We start from the raw sequence: 15,944 nt of genomic DNA, 5'->3' as shown, positions 1-15,944 counted from the left end.
GGTTGTCGCGTCAGCCGCGGGCGATGTGGTCGACCGCGGTGCGCAGGTCGTCCTCGCCGGGGTCCAGCGGGGGCAGGGGCGTCGCATGGGCGGGGTTCAGGCCGTCGAACATCAGGGTGAGGTAGCGGGTCCGGACCGCGGGCGCGGTGCCCGGGACGGCGAGCCCGGCCACGGCCATCACCAGGAAGCGCGGGATGTCCTCCGGGGTGAGGTCCTTGCGGATCCCGCCCTGCTCCTGGGCGGCGAGCAGCAGCGGGGTGAGTGACCGGCCGAAGCGCTGGAGGACGTCGACGGCGACGTCGGCGAAGTTGCTGACGAAGGTGACCAGCCCCTTCTCCTCGATGATCCGGTCGAGGAGGTGGGTGGCGATCTCCTGGAGCGCCTGCCGGGGTTCGGGGGCGTCGGTGGCGTGCGCGACGAGCGGCGGCAGCTCGGTGTCGAGGAGGTCGTCGAGGACGGCGCGGACGACGGCCTCGCGGTTGGGGAAGTGGCGGTAGAGCGTGGCGATGCCCACGCCCGCCTCGGCCGCGATCTGTTCGAGGGAGCCGTCGCCCCTGCCCAGGACGGTCCGTCCGGCGGCGGTGATCCGCTCGACGGTGGAGCGTGCGTCCACTCTGCGCCGCGGGGCGCGGTCGCCGTTGGTGGCCATCTGCCACTCCTTTCCTGCTCTGGCGACGAAGACTACCCGCCGGATCATCCGGTGATAGTTCACTATCACTTTGGTAGCCTCCTCTCGTTTCGAGAGTGGACTCTCGCTTTGCGCCCCTGCCCGGACGCACGGCGACCGGAGACGAGGAGAGAGCGGTGTCCGTTCTGCTGTACCGGCTGGGCCGGTGGGCCTACGGCAGGCCCTGGTACGTGATCGGGGGCTGGCTGGCCGTGGTGGCCGCCGTCGCCGGGCTGCTGGCGGCCAACCCGATCAAGATCAGCAACGAGGTGCGTATCGACGGCACCCCGGCCCAGCGGGTCATCGACGACCTGTCCACGTCCCTGCCGGAGGCGTCCGGCGGGCAGGGCATGCTGGTCTTCCGGGCGCCGGACGGCACCCGGATCGGTGACGGGCGGACCCGCGGCGCGCTGCTGGCGGCCGTGGACGCGGTCCACCGCCACGACCATGTCGTCGACCCGCGCACCACCCTCGCCGAGGAGGCCGCCAAGGGCAGCCGGAGCGCGCTGCTCCAGGCCCGGGCGGCGGTGGACCGGGCCGCTCCGCATCCCTCCGCAGGGAAGGCGCCGGTGCCGCTCCTGGTGCGCGGCGAGCCGGTGCCCGGTGTCGCGGTGTCCGCCGACGGCTCCGCGGCGCTGCTGCAGTTCCAGTTCGACAAGCAGATCTTCGAACTCCCCGCCGGGACCGTCGAGGACACCGTCGACGCCGCCCGGCAGCAGGCCGCGCCCGGCGGGCTGGACGTGCTGCCGTCGGGGTCGATGATGCAGCTGCCCGAAGTGGTCGGCGTCGGGGAGGTCGTCGGCGTCGGGGTGGCGGCGCTCGTCCTGCTGGTCACCCTGGGGTCGGTCGTGGCGGCCGGACTGCCGCTGGTCGTCGCCCTGACCGGGGTCTCGGTCGGGGTCGGCGGGGCGTTCGCGCTCTCCGGGGTCTTCGAGATCCACTCGCTGACCGCGGTCCTCGCCCTGATGCTGGGGCTGGCCGTGGGCATCGACTACGCGCTCTTCGTCATCGTCCGGCAGCGCAGGCTGATCCTCGACGACGGGCCCGACGCGCACGAGGCGGCGGCGCGGGCGATCGGTACCGCCGGCAGTGCGGTGTTCTTCGCCGGAAGCACCGTCGTCATCGCCCTGACCAGCCTGCTGGTCGTGGGGATCACCCTGCTCAGCACCATGGCCGTGGTCGCCGCGGCCACCGTCGCGATCGCCGTGCTGCTCGCCCTGACACTGCTGCCCGCGCTGCTGGGCCTCGTCAAGGAACGCATCCGCCCGGCGCGCGGCCGGGCGCCGCGGTCCGCCGAGGCCACCCGGCGGCCGTGGACGCCGCGGTGGGCGGCGGGGCTGGTCCGGCGCAGGTACCCGGCGCTCGCCGCCGCCCTGCTGATCCCCGTCGTACTGGCGCTGCCCGCCGCCGACATGCGGTCGGGGCTGCCCTCGGGCGCCGGCTACAACGGGGACACCGCACAGCGCCGGAGCTACGAGTTGGTCAGCGACGCCTTCGGGCGCGGGTACAACGGTCCGCTGATGATCGCCGTGCACCCCGCCGACGCCACGCGTCCGCTCACCCCCGCGGCGCTCGCCACGCTCACCGCCGACCTCGGGAAGATCGAGGGCGCCCGGTCGGTGTCGCTGGCCGGGATGGACCCCGCCGGGAGCACGGCGGTCCTCGCGCTCGTCCCGGCGAGCGGCCCCAACGACGGCGCCACCGAGGACTTCGTCACCGAGGTGCGCCACCGGAGCGGGCGGATCGGCGCGGACAGCGGCACCACCCTGGGCGTCAGCGGCTTCACCGCGCTCGCCCTCGACATGTCGGACCGGCTCACCGACGTCCTGCCCGTCTATCTGGCCACCGTGCTGGGGCTCTCCCTGATCGTCCTGCTGCTGGTCTTCCGGTCGGTGCTGGTGCCGCTGATGGCGACGCTCGGCTTCCTGCTGAGCATCGGGGCGACCTTCGGCGTCACCACGGCGGTCTTCCAGTGGGGGTGGTTGCAGGGCCTGATCGGGCTGGACGCCACCGCGCCCGTGGTGAGCCTGCTGCCCGTCCTCATCACCGGCGTGCTCTACGGGCTCGCCATGGACTACCAGATGTTCCTGGTCACCTCCATGCGGGAGGCGCACGTCCACGGCGCGGACGCGCACGGGGCCACCCGCGCCGGGTTCTCCCGCGCCGCGTCCGTCGTCGTGGCCGCCGCCACCATCATGGTCGCGGTCTTCGCCGGATTCGTCGTCAACCCCGATCCCATGATCAAGCAGATCGGCTTCGCGCTCGCCGTCGGCATCGTCATCGATGCCTTCGTCATCCGGCTGACGCTCATCCCGGCCACCATGGCCCTCGCCCGGGAGCGGGCCTGGTGGCTGCCCGCGTGGCTCGACCGGCTGCTGCCCGATCTGGACGTCGAGGGCGACAGGTTGGCGCAGAAGATCCCGCTGCCGGACCGTCCCGCCGACCGGCCGCACGCCGCCGCGCCGCGGTAGCGCTCCCGACGGGGCGCCGTCCGGTCCGGGTCACTCCGGCCGGTCGGCGCCCACCAGCCACATCGAGAAGAACTGCGCCCCGCCGCCGTAGGCGTGGCCCAGGGCGCGGCGGGCCCCGTCGATCTGGTGCTCGCCCGCCCGGCCGCGTACCTGGAGGGCCGCCTCGGCGAAGCGGAGCATGCCGGAGGCGCCGATCGGGTTGGTGGACAGGACGCCGCCGGAGGGGTTGACGGGCAGATCGCCGTCGAGGGCGGTGGCGCCGGACTCGGTGAGTCTCCAGCCCTCGCCCTCGGCGGCGAAGCCGAGGTTCTCCAGCCACATCGGCTCGTACCAGGAGAACGGGACGTACATCTCGACGGCGTCGATCTCGCGGCGCGGGTCGGTGATGCCGGACTGGCGGTAGACGTCGGCGGCGCAGTCGCGCCCGGCGCGTGGGGAGACGAAGTCCTTCCCGGCGAAGAGGGTGGGTTCGCTGCGCATGGCGCCGCCGTGCAGCCACGCCGGAGGGTGCGGGGAGCGGGCGGCGCCGGCGGTGTCGGTGAGGACCATCGCGCAGGCACCGTCGGAGGAGGGGCAGGTCTCGGAGTAGCGGATGGGGTCCCACAGCATGGGCGAGGACCGCACCTTCTCCAGGGTGAGGTCCACCTCGTGGAGGTGGGCGTAGGGGTTCTTCAGCGCGTTGCGGCGGTCCTTGTACGCGACGAGGGAGCCGATGTGGTCGGGGGCCTTGCTGCGGCGCAGATAGGCGCGTACGTGCGGGGCGAAGAAGCCGCCCGCCCCGGCGAGCAGCGGCTGCTGGAAGGGGATCGGCAGGGACAGGCCCCACATGGCGTTGGACTCGGACTGTTTCTCGAAGGCGAGGGTGAGGACGGTGCGGTGGACGCGGGCGGCGACGAGTTTGGCGGCGACCAGCGCGGTGGAGCCGCCGACCGAGCCCGCGGTGTGCACCCGGAGCAGGGGTTTGCCGACGGCGCCCAGCGCGTCGGCGAGGAACAGCTCCGGCATCATCACGCCCTCGAAGAAGTCGGGGGCCTTGCCGATGACGACGGCGTCGATGTCGCGCCAGTCGAGGGCGGCGTCGTCGAGGGCGCGGCGGGCGGCCTCCCGGACGAGTCCGGCGAGCGAGACGTCGCGGCGGGCGGCGACGTGCGCGGTCTGACCGATGCCGACGACGGCCACGGGCTCCTTGCTCATGACTCCCCCTCCAGGACGGCGACGAGGTTCTGTTGCAGACAGGGACCGGAGGTGGCGTGGGCGAGGGCCCGGTGGCTTTCGCCGCGCTGGATACGGGCGGCGGCCTCGCCGATGCGGATCAGGCCGGTGGCCATCACGGGGTTGGCGGCGAGCGCGCCGCCGGAGGGGTTGACGTCGACGCCGTCCCCCAGGTCCAGGGCGCGGCGCAGCACGATCTCCTGGGAGGTGAAGGGGGCGTGCAGTTCGGCGAGGTCGACGGGGCGGTCGAAGGCTCCGGCGCGTTCGGCGGCGAGGCGGGTGGAGGGTGAGGCGGTGAGGTCGCGGACGCCGAGGGAGTGGGCCTCGACGCGGTGGTCGAGGCCGCGGATCCAGGCGGGCCGGTCGCAGAGGGCGCGGGCGCGGTCCCCGGCGGCGAGGACGACGGCGGCGGCGCCGTCGCCGACGGGTGCGCAGTCGCCGCGGCGCAGCGGGGCGACGACGTGGTCGCCCTGCGGGCGGGGGCCGCGCAGTTGGGCGTGCGGGTTGTCGGCGGCGGCGGTGCGGGACCGGGCGGCGACGGCGGCCAGCTCGTCCTCGCAGGTCAGGCCCGCGTCCAGGAGGGCCTGGGCCTGGAGGGCGGCGAGGGCGATGGAGTCCGGCCACAGCGGGGCGAGGTGGTACGGGTCGAGTTGGCGGGTGAGGACCTCACGCAGATCGCCCGGGGAGGACTTGCCGTAGGCGTAGACGAGGGCGGTGTCGGCCTCGCCGGTGAGGAGGGCGACCCAGGCCTCGTACAGCGCCCAGGCGCCGTCCATCTCGACATGGGACTCGGAGAGCGGCGGCCAGGCGCCGACGGCGTCGAGGGCCATGGTGAAGGAGAAGGCGCGACCGGCGAGGTAGTCGGAGGAGCCGGAGCAGACGAAGCCGGTGTCGCGGGCCTTGAGGCCGGTGCGGTCGAGGACGTCGTGGAGGACGGGCAGCACCATCTCGGCCTCGGAGACCGCGCTGCTGTCGGCCACATGGTCGCTCTGGGCGAAGGCGACGACGGCGATGTCGCGGATCGGGCCCGGCATCAGATCAGCTCCTTGTAGCTGTCGTAGTCGGCGTCGGGTTCGCCGGTGGGCCGGTAGTGGTCGGGGTAGCGGCTGCCGTCGCGCCAGACCGGTTCGACGCGCAGCCCCATGCGGACCTGGTCGTACGGGATGCCGCCGATGCGGGCGTGGAGCGGCAGTCCGGCGCCGTCGAGGGCGATGTGGGCGTAGACGTAGGGCACCTCGATGTCGAGGTTGCGGGCCTTGATGTTGACGATGCAGAAGGTGGTGACGGTGCCGCGGGGGCCGACCTCGACCTGTTCGGCGGTGGCGACGCCGCAGGTGGGGCAGGCGCCGCGGGGCGGGACGTAGACCTTGCGGCAGACCGGGCAGCGCTCGCCGAGGGTGCGGCGGTCGCCGAGGGCCCGCAGATAGCGGGTCTGGGCGCGGCCGGGTGCGTAGGTGTAGTCGAGCCGGGCGGGGACGGTGATCCCGGTGACCGGGTCGTCGAACGCGCCGTGGTGGGGCGCCGGTTCGGCGGTCTCCGGGGCGGGGGCGTCGTCCGGGACGAAGCAGGCGAGGTCGGTGATGGCGCCGGTGCGGTCGGCGGCCCAGCGGACGCGGACCCGCATCCCGGTGCGGACGGCGTCCGGCCCGGGCGCGTCCAGGGCGTGCAGCAGGGCGGTGTCGGCGCCGTCGAGGCGGACCAGGACCCAGGCGAAGGGGGTGGCGAGCGGCTGGCCGCGGCGCGGGGTCGGGTTCCAGGCCCAGGTGGTGACGGTGCCGGTGGGGGCGACCTCGACGAGCGTGCTCAGCTCCTCGCCGGTCTCCGGGTCGTACTCGGTGGGCGGGACGACGACGCGGCCGTCGGTGGCCCGGATGCCGAGGACGGTGCGTTCGCGCAGTCCGGTCAGGAAGGCGCCGCGGACGGGGCCGAGCGACCGGGTGAAGGGGAATTCCACGACGAGGGGCGCGGTGAGGACGTCCTCCGGTGCGGCGGGTGGCGCGGTGGGCTCGGGCGTGACCTCTGGCATGCGGACTCCTTGGGTGGGCGCGTGGCCGGGGCGCGCGGGGTGCACGGTGCGCCCCCGGCGATCGGACGCGCGCCGGGCGCGAGGGGTGGTCCGGTGCGCGGGTCAGGCGCGCCGGAAGACGGGCGGGCGTTTCTCGGCGAAGGCCCGGGCGCCCTCCTTGGCGTCGGCGGTGTCGAAGACCGGCCAGCCCCGGGCGAGTTCGGCGGCGAGCCCGTCGGCCTCGGACAGGTCGGCGGCCTCGTGGACGGATGCCTTGACCGCCTCCACGGCGAGCGGACCGCAGGCGTTGATCCGTTCGGCGATCTCCAGGGCCTTGTCCAGCGCCCCGCCGTCGGGGACGACATGGCCGATCAGCCCGATCCGGGCGGCCTCGGACGCCGGGTACGGGCGGCCGGTGAGCAGCATCTCCAGGGCGTGGGTGCGCGGGATCTGGCGCGGCAGGCGGACGGTGGAGCCGCCGATCGGGAAGAGGCCCCGGGCGACCTCGAAGAGGCCGAAGACGGCGCTCTCCCCCGCGACCCGGATGTCGGTGCCCTGGAGGATCTCGGTGCCCCCGGCGACGCAGTGCCCCTCGACCGCGGCGATCACCGGTTTGCGGGGGCGGTGGTGGCGCAGCATCGCCTTCCAGTGCAGGTCGGGGTCTTCCCGGAGCCGTTCGCGGTAGTGGTCACCGGCCATGCCGTCTCCGGCGAGGGCCTTGAGGTCCATACCGGCGCAGAAGGTGCCGCCCGCGCCGGTGAGCACGATCGAGCGGACCGTGTCGTCCTCGTCGGCGGCGAGCCAGCCGTCGTGGAGGCCGACCAGCATCGGCAGCGACAGCGCGTTCTTCGCCTCCGGCCGGTCGAGGGTGAGCACCAGGGTCGCCCCCTCGCGGTGCACGGTGAGATGTTCCGTCCCGCCCATGTCCGTCCTCCCGTCTGTGGACGCCGGGCGCGTCCGCGAAGTCCGTGGTTCGCCCGGACGCCGCACGCCGGGCGGGGCCCGGGCGCCACGCACCGAACAGGGTGCAGGAGCGGTACGGCGACTTCAAGAGTTTTCTGACACTCAGTCAGTTTTCTTCGCCGGAGCCCTTCCCTGCTGTCGCGGGCCCCGCTCTAATGGCCGCCGAGCCGCCGTCCGGCACGGTCTGGAGGAGACGTGGAGTACAACCTGGCCGACCTCTTCGAATCGATCGTCGACGCGGTCCCCGACCGCGAGGCGCTGGTGTACGTCGACCATCCGGGCAGCGGCGCCGAACGGCGGCTGACCTACGCGGAGCTGGACCGCACCGCCAACCGCCTCGCCCATCACCTCGCCGACCGCGGCGTCCGCCCCGGCGACCACGTCGGGCTCCACCTCTACAACGGCGTCGAGTACCTCCAGACCCTCTACGCCTGCCTGAAGATCCGCGCCACACCGGTGAACGTCAACTACCGGTACGTCGAGGACGAGTTGGCCTATCTCTACCGGGACGCGGACCTGGTGGCGCTGGTCTTCGACGGCGAGTTCAGCGCCCGGGTCGCCACCGCCGCCCCGCACGCGCCCCGGCTCCGCCATCTCGTACGGGTCGGGCAGGCGCCCCGGGGCGCGCCGGTGCCGGATCCGGTGCCGGTGGCGCTCGCGGACGCGGAGGCGGCGGGGGCGCCGGGGCGCGGGTTCGCGCCGCGCTCCGCCGACGACCGGTTCATCATCTACACCGGCGGCACCACCGGGATGCCCAAGGGCGTCGTCTGGCGCCACGAGGACCTGTTCTTCTCCGGGATGGGCGGCGGCGCCCCCACGGGCGAGCCGGTGCGGCGCCCGGAGGAGGTCGCGGAGCGGGTGGCGGCCGGAGGTGACGGCATCGTGTTCTTCCCGACGCCGCCGCTGATGCACGGCACCTCCACGCTGACCGCGTTCATCGCCTTCCACTTCGGCCAGAAGGTCGTCCTGCACCGCAAGTTCGTGCCCGAGGAGGTGCTGCGGACCGTGGCGCGGGAGAAGGTCACCAGCGTCTCGCTGGTCGGCGACGCGATGCTGCGCCCGCTGACCGACGCGCTGGCCGGTCCGCTGCGCGGCACCGACTGCTCCTCGCTGTTCAGCGTCTCCAGCTCCGGCGCGGTGCTGTCGGACACGGTCCGCGCGCAGTTCACCGCGCTGGTGCCGCAGGCGATGCTGCTCAACAACTTCGGCTCGTCGGAGTCCGGCTTCAACGGCACGGCGACCGACGACTCCGGGCCCGACCGGGGCTTCCGGGTGCGGGTCAACCCCCGTACCGCGGTGGTCGATCCGGCGACCCGGCGGCCGGTCGCCCCGGGCGAGGTGGGCCGGATCGCGCTGCGCGGCCATGTCCCGCTGGGCTACCACAACGATCCGGCCAAGAGCGCCGAGACGTTCTTCGAGGCGGACGGCGACCGCTGGGTGCTGCTCGGCGACATGGCCACCGTCGACGCGGACGGCGTGGTCACGGTCCTGGGCCGTGGCTCGCAGTGCATCAACTCCGGCGGCGAGAAGATCTACCCGGAGGAGGTCGAACAGGCCCTCAAGGCCCATCCGGACGTCTACGACGCGCTGGTGGCGGGCGTACCGGACCCGCACTGGGGCAGCCGCGTCGCCGCCGTCGTCCAACTCCGCCCCGGCGCCGCCCCGCTGGACACCGAGGCGGTACGCGCCCACTGCCGCTCCCGCCTCGCCGGGTACAAGGTCCCCCGCACGGTGGTCCTCACCGATCAGATCCAGCGGTCACCGAGCGGCAAGGCGGACTACCGGTGGGCGAAGGCGGTGGCGGCGGGCGGCGGCGACGCGGGCTGAGGAGGCGACGGGCCCTCAGCCCCCGCACACCGACCGGACCGCGCGCCCCAACGCCCGGGTGTGCAGGGCGTCCAGCCGCCGCTCGTACCGCACCCGGTCGGCGGCGGCGCCCAGGACCACCGGGCAGTACGGCGCGGAGCGGGCCTCGGGGGAGGCGGCGACGGCGCGGACCAGGGCGGCGTTGACGCGGTTGATCTCGGCGCGGACCACTGCCAGGTCGGGCCGCTCCTGCGGGGCCCGCGCCGGGTCCGCCGTCCAGCGGCGGTACAGACCGCGCTGCACCACCTTGCTGGCCTCGATCTGGTCGCGGAAGATCCGCCGGGTGGCCTCCGGGTCGGCGCCGAGCCGCGTGGCCTGCGCCGCGACGGCGTCCAGCACCTCCTGCTCCCGCACCGGATCGTCGATCGGCGCACCGGTGCCCCACTTGGCGGCCGCCACCAGATCACCGAGGGCGGCCCGCTCGGCGGAGAGCGCGGCGAGCGGCCTCAGGTGACGGTACGGGGAGCGGGCGGCCGCCTCGCCGGTGGGCGTCGCCGCGGAGGGTGCGCCCGGGGCCGGGGCGGCGTGCGACGGGGCGGGGTGCGCCCCCGCCGTGGCGGTGGCGGCGTGTGCCCCGCCCGCCCCGGTGAGCAGGAGCGCCGCACACGCGGCGGCGGGCAGGAGGCGTCGGATCACGGGGGTCGGCTGCACCTTTCGGCCTTTCTCGTATCGGGCGCTCCGGGAGCGCTCGGCGCCGCAACGGGCGGCCGTACGCGGCCCGGGCCGATGAGCTTACGGGGCGTCGGGCCCGGCCGGGCGGTGTTCCGTCCGGCCGGTTCCGGGAGGTGGCCGCTGGTCGTCCGGGCGCCCCGGCTGCCACGATGAACGGCCATCGAGGAGAGGCGGGAGCGGCCATGACCACCTGGGACGCGGAGTCGTTCGACCGGTTCGAGCGGGAGGGTTGGGCCGGGCGCAGCGATGCGTACCGCGAGGGCTTCGCCCGGCTCACCGCCCGGTTCGTCGCGCCGTTGCTGGACGCGGCGGGCGTCGGGCCCGGCACCCGGCTGCTGGACGTGGGATGCGGTCCCGGTCCGGTGGCGGCCGCGGCGCTGCGGCGGGGCGCGGAGGTGACGGCGGTGGACGCCTCCCCGGAGATGGCCGCGCTCGCGAAGGCCGCGCATCCCGGGCTCGACGTGCGGGTCGCCCTGCTGGACGCGCTGCCGTTCGCGGACGGCGAGTTCACCGCCGTGACCGGCAACTTCGTCATCCACCACCTCGGGGACCCGGCCGCGGGCCTCGCGGAGGTGCACCGGGTGCTGGCGCCCGGCGGCCGGGCCGCGCTGTCCTGCTGGGACCAGGAGGCGATGCGGGCGCTGGCGCTGTTCGGGGAGGCGCTGACGGAGTCGGGGGTGGACCGGCCCGCCGAGGCGCCCGAGGCCGCACCGTTCCTCGCCGGGTACGACGCCACCGAACGGCCTGCCGCCTTCTGCCGGTTGCTGGACGCGGCCGGGTTCGGGGACGCCGATGTGGAGCGGTCGCAGCTGCTGCACCGCGTCGATCCCGGCCAGTGGTGGCACGACATCACCACCGGTACGCCGGTGGCCGCCACCGTCCTCCGGCATCTCGACGACGCCTCCCGCACGGCGGTCCGCCGGGCCTACGACCGGAAGGTGGCCGCCCATGCGGTGGGCGACGGCTTCGTGGCCCTTCCGGCGGTGGCCCTGCTGGGCACGGCCACCCGGGTGGCATGACGCGGGCGGGGTGACGCGGCAGGGGTGACGTGGGCGGGGCGGACGTGGGCGGCGGCCCCGCCACGGCCGGTCCCGCCGACCGCCCCGGCGTGCCCGCTCACTCCATCGTCGGGTCCCCCTTGATCAGGGCGAACGGCGCGCCCCACGGGTCCTGGACCGCGGCGACGCGGCCGACGCGCGGGATGTCCATGGGCGGGATCTGCACACGGGCGCCCAGCTCCGTGGCCATCTCGAAGGTGGCGTCGCAGTCGGTGACGCCGAAGTACGGATGCCATTCGGAGACCGCACCGGCGTCCAGATGCTCCTTCGGGAGCTGTAGGACGCCGCCCTGGCTGGTGTCCGCGCCGGTGCCGCCGCCCGCCGCGGAGACGATGCCGTAGACCGGGCCGTCGCCCATCGGCATGTCCTGGTACGTCCAGGAGAAGACCGTGCGGTAGAACTCCCTGGCCGCGGCGGTGTCGCTGGTGTACAGCTCCGTCCAGCAGAGCGTGTCGGGCGCCATGACGGCCTGGAGACCGGGGTTCTCCCGGGGCTGCCAGACGCCGAAGTCGGCGCCGGTCGGGTCGGTGAAGGCGGCCATCCGTCCGGCGGTGAAGACATCGCCCGGCGCCATCCGCACCGCTCCCCCGGCCGCCTCGACGGCGCGGGCGGTGGCCTCCGCGTCGGCGGTGTGGAAGTAGACGGTCCAGGACGGGGTGGCGCCCTCCTCGGTCAGCGGGCCGATCGCGCCGACGGTCCGCCCGTCGAGCTGGAAGAAGCCGTAGCCTCCGGCCTCGGGCCCCGCGGACCGGTGCGTCCAGCCGAAGACGGCGGAGTAGAACGCGACGGCGGCGTCGGTGTCGGTGGTGCCGAGGTCGATCCAGTTGGGCATGCCCGGTGCGTAGTCGGTGGTCAGCATGGGTCCTCCGAGGTCCTTCGCCTTGCGCGGACGGGTGGCTGTGCGGTGCCGGGACGGCGCTGCGGTCGGCGCGCCGTGACGCGGCACACGGCGACCGTGGCCGGCTCCCGCGCGGCGATGACGCACCGTCACCGCACGCGGGATTTCGACCGGTTCCCAGCATGGCAGGGGGCACTGACAGTCGCCCTCCGTACACGCGGTGGCCCGCGATCTCCGCCCGCGCCCGCCGCTCGGCGCGGGCGTCCGGCGGGTCGGCGGCGCCGGTCAGCCGGCGGCGAGGCGGGCGCGCAGCTCGCGTTTGAGGATCTTGCCGCTGGCGTTGCGGGGCAGCGCGTCGACGAACACGACCCGCTTGGGCACCTTGAACCCGGCGAGCCGGGCCCGTGCCGCGTCGATCAGCTCCCGCTCCCCGACCGGCGCGTCCGCGTCTGCCGCGGGTGTGCGGACGACGACGGCGGTGACCGCCTCGATCCACCGCTCGTCGGGCAGCCCGATCACCGCGACCTCCGCCACCTGCGGATGGGCGTAGAGCGCGTCCTCGACCTGGCGGGAGGCGACCAGCACCCCGCCGGAGTTGATGACGTCCTTGACCCGGTCGACGACGGTGAAGTAGCCGTCGGCGTCGCGTACCGCCAGGTCACCGGAGTGGAACCAGCCGTCGCGGAACGCCTCGGCGGTCTCCTGCGGCTTGTCCCAGTAGCCGCTGCACAGCTGCGGGGAGCGGTAGACGATCTCGCCGCGCTCGCCGTCCGGCAGCTCACGGCCGTCCGCGTCGACCACCTTCGCCTCGACGAAGAGCACCGGGCGGCCGCAGGAGTCCATCCGTCCGGCGTGCTCCCCGGGGCCGAGGACGGTGGCGAGCGGGCCGATCTCGGTCTGTCCGAAGCAGTTGTAGAAGGCGAGCGCGGGCAGCCGGGAGCGGAGTTGCTCCAGGACCGGTACGGGCATGATCGACGCGCCGTAGTACGCCTTGCGCAGCCCGCGGAGGTCGCGGACGGCGAAGTCGGGGTGGCGGGAGAGGCCGATCCACACCGTGGGCGGCGCGAACAGGCTGTCCACCCGGCCGGTCTCCATCAGGGAGAAGAGCTGTTCGGCGGCGGGCCCGTCCACGAGGGTGTTCTCCGCGCCGACCGCCAGATAGGGCAGCAGGAAGACATGCATCTGCGCCGAGTGGTAGAGCGGCAGCGCGTGCAGCGGCCGGTCGCTCTCCGTCAGGTCGAGGGCGATGACGGCGCTGGTGTACGCGTGCACCAGGGCGCGGTGCGTCATCATCGCGCCCTTGGGGAGCGCGGTGGTCCCGGAGGTGTACAGGAGCTGGGCGAGCGCGTCGCCGTCGTCCCCGGGGAGGTCGTCCAGGTCCGTCCCCGGCGCCGCCGCGAGGCGGGCGAGGAGTCCGTCCGGGGCGTCGCGCAGCGGCAGGGCGGGGAGTTCCGCCGGGAGCCGGGCGGCGAGGGCGGGGTCGGTCAGGACGAGGGAGCTGCCGGACTGGTCGAGGACGTAGCGCAGGTCCTCGCCGGTGAGGGCGTGGTTGACGGGGACGTGCACCAGCCCCGCGCGCGAGCAGGCCAGGAAGCCGATGAGGTACGCGTCGGAGTTGCGTCCGTAGGCGGCGACCCGGTCGCCCGGGGTGAGGCCGAGGCCGCGCAGTACGTGTGCCGCCGCGGTCACCGCCTCGTCCAGTGCCCGGTAGGTCCAGGCGCGGTCGGCGTAGCGGACCGCCGTCCGCCCGGGCACCCGCCGGGCGCTGCGCCGCAGGACTCCGTCGACCGTGTTGCTCCGCGCTGCCGTCATGGCGCGATCCTCGGCCCCGTCCCCGGCCCGGTCAAGGCACCCGGCAGAGGCGCCACCGCCCGGCGCACGCCCGCCCGCCGCGCGCCGGGGACCGGGCCACGTCCCCTACGGGTGCGCCCGGGCCGTTCCCCCTCGTCCGAGCAGGCGGTACCGCCGGGATTCCGCCCCACTCCGGCCCGTCGGGGCGGGTTCGGCGGGCCGGTCCCTTAAGGGGCCGCGCCGCCTCGCCCCCGGGTGCGGCCGGGGGTCGGCTCGTCCCGGCGGCGGATGTCCCGGTGGGACGCGCGCCGGATGCTGGGACGGCCCGTGGGAGGCGGCCACGGTCGGCCCGCGGGGACGGTCCGGACGGCGCGGCAGCCGCCGGGGAAGGGGAGGAACACATGGTCAGGACGGGTCCACGGACCGGTGGGGTGGACGGGGAGATCCTGCGGGAGCCGGAGGTGCGGCGGCGGTTGCGCCGCACCCGGCAGCTCGTCGGCTGGTACGTCGTCCTCGGGGTGCTCACGCTCGGCGCCGCCGTGGTGCTGCGCCACGATCCGGTGGCGGTGAACGGTGCCGTGTGGACACGGGTGATCATCGTGGCCGCCACCTCGTTGCTGATGGCGTCCTTCGCCGCGGGGGCCGCCCGCGGGCACCGGCGGGCGTTCCTGCGGCTGCGGCTGGCCTCCGGGGCGATGCTGGTGGCCGTCGTGGTGATCGTGGCGCTGCCCGGGGCGTTCCCGGTCTGGTTGCGGTGGGAACAGGCCGGGTGCGGGGTGCTGCTGGCCGGGGTGGTCGCGCTGGTGAACGGCGGGCGGCTGCGGGCCGCGTTCGCCCGGCCGGGGAACCCCTAGGGGGTGTCCTCCCAGTACGGTGCGCGCAGCCGTCGCTTGTAGAGCTTGCCGTTGGGGTCGCGGGGCATGGCGGGGACGAAGTCGACGGACTTGGGGAGTTTGTATCCGGCCAGTCGTCCGGTGCAGAACTCCAGGACGGAGGCGGCGAGTTCGGCTCCGGCCTCGTGGCCCTCGGCCGGTTCGACGACGGCCTTGACCTCCTCGCCCCAGTCGTCGTGCGGGATGCCGAAGGCGGCGGCGTCGGCGACGGCGGGGTGGGCGAGGAGGACGGATTCGATCTCGGCGGGGTAGATGTTGACGCCGCCGGAGATGATCATGTCGATCTTGCGGTCGCGGAGGAAGAGATAGCCGTCCTCGTCGAGACAGCCCAGGTCACCCACGGTGAAGAAGTCGCCGACGCGGTTCTTCCGGGTCTTGGCGTCGTCCTTGTGGTAGCGGAAGCCGCCGGTGCGCATCTTCAGGTAGACGGTGCCGAGTTCGCCCGGGGGCAGGGGGTTGCCGTCGTCGTCGAGGACGGCAAGTTCGCTGATCGGCCACGCTTTGCCGACGGTGCCGGGCTTCTTGAGCCAGTCGTCGGCGGTGGCGAACGCGCCGCCGCCCTCGCTCGCCGCGTAGTACTCCTCGACGCAGCTCCCCCACCAGTCGATCATGGCGCGTTTGACATGGTCGGGGCAGGGCGCCGCCCCGTGGATGGCGTGCCGCATCGACGACACGTCGTACCGGGCGCGGACCTCCTCGGGCAGCGCCAGCAGCCGGTGGAACTGGGTGGGGACCATATGGGTGTGGGTGGCGCGGTGGGTGTCGATCAGGCGCAGCATCTCCTCGGGTGTCCAGCGGTCCATCAGGACCAGCCGGTGGCCGAGGTGCAGGGAGGCACCGGCGAACTGGAGGACGGCCGTGTGGTAGAGCGGCGAGCAGACCAGATGGACATTGCCGTCGAACGGCCGGATGCCGAAGATCCCGAGGAAACCGCCGAGATGGGTCTCCTCCGGCGGCGTGCCGGGCAGCGGGCGGCGGATGCCGCGGGGGCGGCCGGTGGTGCCGGAGGTGTAGTTCATGACCCAGCCCAGGGTGCGGTCGGCGGGCGGGGTGTCCGGTTGTCCGTCGAGGAGGTCGGCGTAGGGGCGGAACCCCTCGGCGGCGCCGATCGCGTAGCGGCGTCCGGCGGGCAGAGCGGCCTCGTCGGCGGCGGCGCGGGCCGCGTCGGCGAACCGTTCGTGGGTGAGCAGCACCTTCGCCCCGGAGTCCGCGACGATCCAGGCGATCTCGGGCCCGACCAGGTGGTGGTTGACGGGGACGAAGTAGAAACCGGCCTGGGAGGCGGCGAGATACGCGGTCAGGAACTCGACGCCGTTGGGGAGGACGGCGGCGAAGGCGTCGCCGCGGGTGAGTCCGGCGGCGCGCAGCCCGTGGACGAGGCGGTTGCCCGCGGCGTGCAGGCGGCCCGCGGTCCACTCCTCGCCGTCGGGGGCGATCAGGACGGTGCGGTCCGGGTCGGCGGTGGCCTGGGCCCAGAAGCCGGTGGGCGGTGCGGGGTGGTCCGTCAT

General features: G+C 74.5%; 13 protein-coding genes. 4 read left to right on the top strand and 9 right to left on the bottom strand.

Features of this window, described 5'->3' with window-relative positions:
* Window positions 1–10: 10 nt before the first annotated feature.
* On the bottom strand, window positions 11–697 hold the full coding sequence (locus IF23_RS0102220; protein ID WP_245654858.1) for a TetR/AcrR family transcriptional regulator: 687 nt from the start codon (window positions 695–697) through the stop codon (window positions 11–13).
* A 107-nt stretch (window positions 698–804) separates the two neighbouring features.
* On the opposite strand from IF23_RS0102220, the gene IF23_RS0102215 reads away from it, so the two are divergent.
* Complete coding sequence (locus IF23_RS0102215; RefSeq protein ID WP_030279126.1) at window positions 805–3,138, top strand: MMPL family transporter; 2,334 nt, start codon at window positions 805–807, stop codon at window positions 3,136–3,138.
* A gap of 30 nt (window positions 3,139–3,168) precedes the next feature.
* Here IF23_RS0102215 and IF23_RS0102210 read toward each other — a convergent pair whose 3' ends face one another.
* The 4 genes from IF23_RS0102210 to IF23_RS0102195 all read right to left on the bottom strand — a co-directional run bounded on the left by IF23_RS0102210 (window position 3,169) and on the right by IF23_RS0102195 (window position 7,279).
* Window positions 3,169–4,332: a thiolase domain-containing protein gene (locus IF23_RS0102210; RefSeq protein ID WP_030279124.1), complete on the bottom strand. Its 1,164-nt coding sequence runs from the start codon at window positions 4,330–4,332 to the stop codon at window positions 3,169–3,171.
* Window positions 4,329–5,384: a thiolase domain-containing protein gene (locus IF23_RS0102205; protein WP_030279122.1), complete on the bottom strand. Its 1,056-nt coding sequence runs from the start codon at window positions 5,382–5,384 to the stop codon at window positions 4,329–4,331. The genes IF23_RS0102210 and IF23_RS0102205 overlap by 4 nt, the downstream gene beginning before the upstream one ends.
* Complete coding sequence (locus tag IF23_RS0102200; RefSeq protein ID WP_051739101.1) at window positions 5,384–6,376, bottom strand: Zn-ribbon domain-containing OB-fold protein; 993 nt, start codon at window positions 6,374–6,376, stop codon at window positions 5,384–5,386. The genes IF23_RS0102205 and IF23_RS0102200 overlap by 1 nt, the downstream gene beginning before the upstream one ends.
* A 102-nt stretch (window positions 6,377–6,478) precedes the next feature.
* A complete protein-coding gene (locus IF23_RS0102195; RefSeq protein WP_030279119.1) occupies window positions 6,479–7,279 on the bottom strand; it encodes a crotonase/enoyl-CoA hydratase family protein in 801 nt (266 codons plus the stop codon).
* A gap of 234 nt (window positions 7,280–7,513) precedes the next feature.
* On the opposite strand from IF23_RS0102195, the gene IF23_RS0102190 reads away from it, so the two are divergent.
* Complete coding sequence (locus IF23_RS0102190; RefSeq protein WP_030279118.1) at window positions 7,514–9,145, top strand: acyl-CoA synthetase; 1,632 nt, start codon at window positions 7,514–7,516, stop codon at window positions 9,143–9,145.
* Between the two features lie 15 nt (window positions 9,146–9,160).
* Here IF23_RS0102190 and IF23_RS0102185 read toward each other — a convergent pair whose 3' ends face one another.
* Window positions 9,161–9,817: a chorismate mutase gene (locus IF23_RS0102185; RefSeq protein ID WP_245654864.1), complete on the bottom strand. Its 657-nt coding sequence runs from the start codon at window positions 9,815–9,817 to the stop codon at window positions 9,161–9,163.
* A 221-nt stretch (window positions 9,818–10,038) separates the two neighbouring features.
* On the opposite strand from IF23_RS0102185, the gene IF23_RS0102180 reads away from it, so the two are divergent.
* The gene (locus IF23_RS0102180; protein WP_030279116.1) at window positions 10,039–10,875 is read left to right on the top strand and encodes a class I SAM-dependent methyltransferase; all 837 of its coding nucleotides are present in this window, start codon (window positions 10,039–10,041) and stop codon (window positions 10,873–10,875) included.
* A gap of 97 nt (window positions 10,876–10,972) precedes the next feature.
* Here the strand turns inward: IF23_RS0102180 and IF23_RS0102175 are convergent, their stop codons facing one another.
* Window positions 10,973–11,773 (bottom strand): VOC family protein, encoded by an 801-nt coding sequence (locus IF23_RS0102175; protein ID WP_030279115.1) that lies wholly within the window; start codon window positions 11,771–11,773, stop codon window positions 10,973–10,975.
* A 264-nt stretch (window positions 11,774–12,037) separates the two neighbouring features.
* Window positions 12,038–13,564 (bottom strand): fatty acyl-CoA synthetase, encoded by a 1,527-nt coding sequence (locus IF23_RS0102170; protein ID WP_030279114.1) that lies wholly within the window; start codon window positions 13,562–13,564, stop codon window positions 12,038–12,040.
* 380 nt (window positions 13,565–13,944) lie between these two features.
* On the opposite strand from IF23_RS0102170, the gene IF23_RS0102165 reads away from it, so the two are divergent.
* Window positions 13,945–14,397 (top strand): hypothetical protein, encoded by a 453-nt coding sequence (locus IF23_RS0102165; RefSeq protein WP_078653725.1) that lies wholly within the window; start codon window positions 13,945–13,947, stop codon window positions 14,395–14,397.
* Here IF23_RS0102165 and IF23_RS0102160 read toward each other — a convergent pair.
* A complete protein-coding gene (locus IF23_RS0102160) occupies window positions 14,394–15,944 on the bottom strand; it encodes an acyl-CoA synthetase (protein ID WP_030279112.1) in 1,551 nt (516 codons plus the stop codon). The genes IF23_RS0102165 and IF23_RS0102160 overlap by 4 nt on opposite strands.

The organism is Streptomyces catenulae, from assembly GCF_000718015.1.
GTDB classification, from domain to species: domain Bacteria; phylum Actinomycetota; class Actinomycetes; order Streptomycetales; family Streptomycetaceae; genus Streptomyces; species Streptomyces catenulae.
The sequence above is the reverse complement of the archived record's forward strand: the minus strand, read 5'-3'. Positions and strand labels throughout refer to the sequence as shown.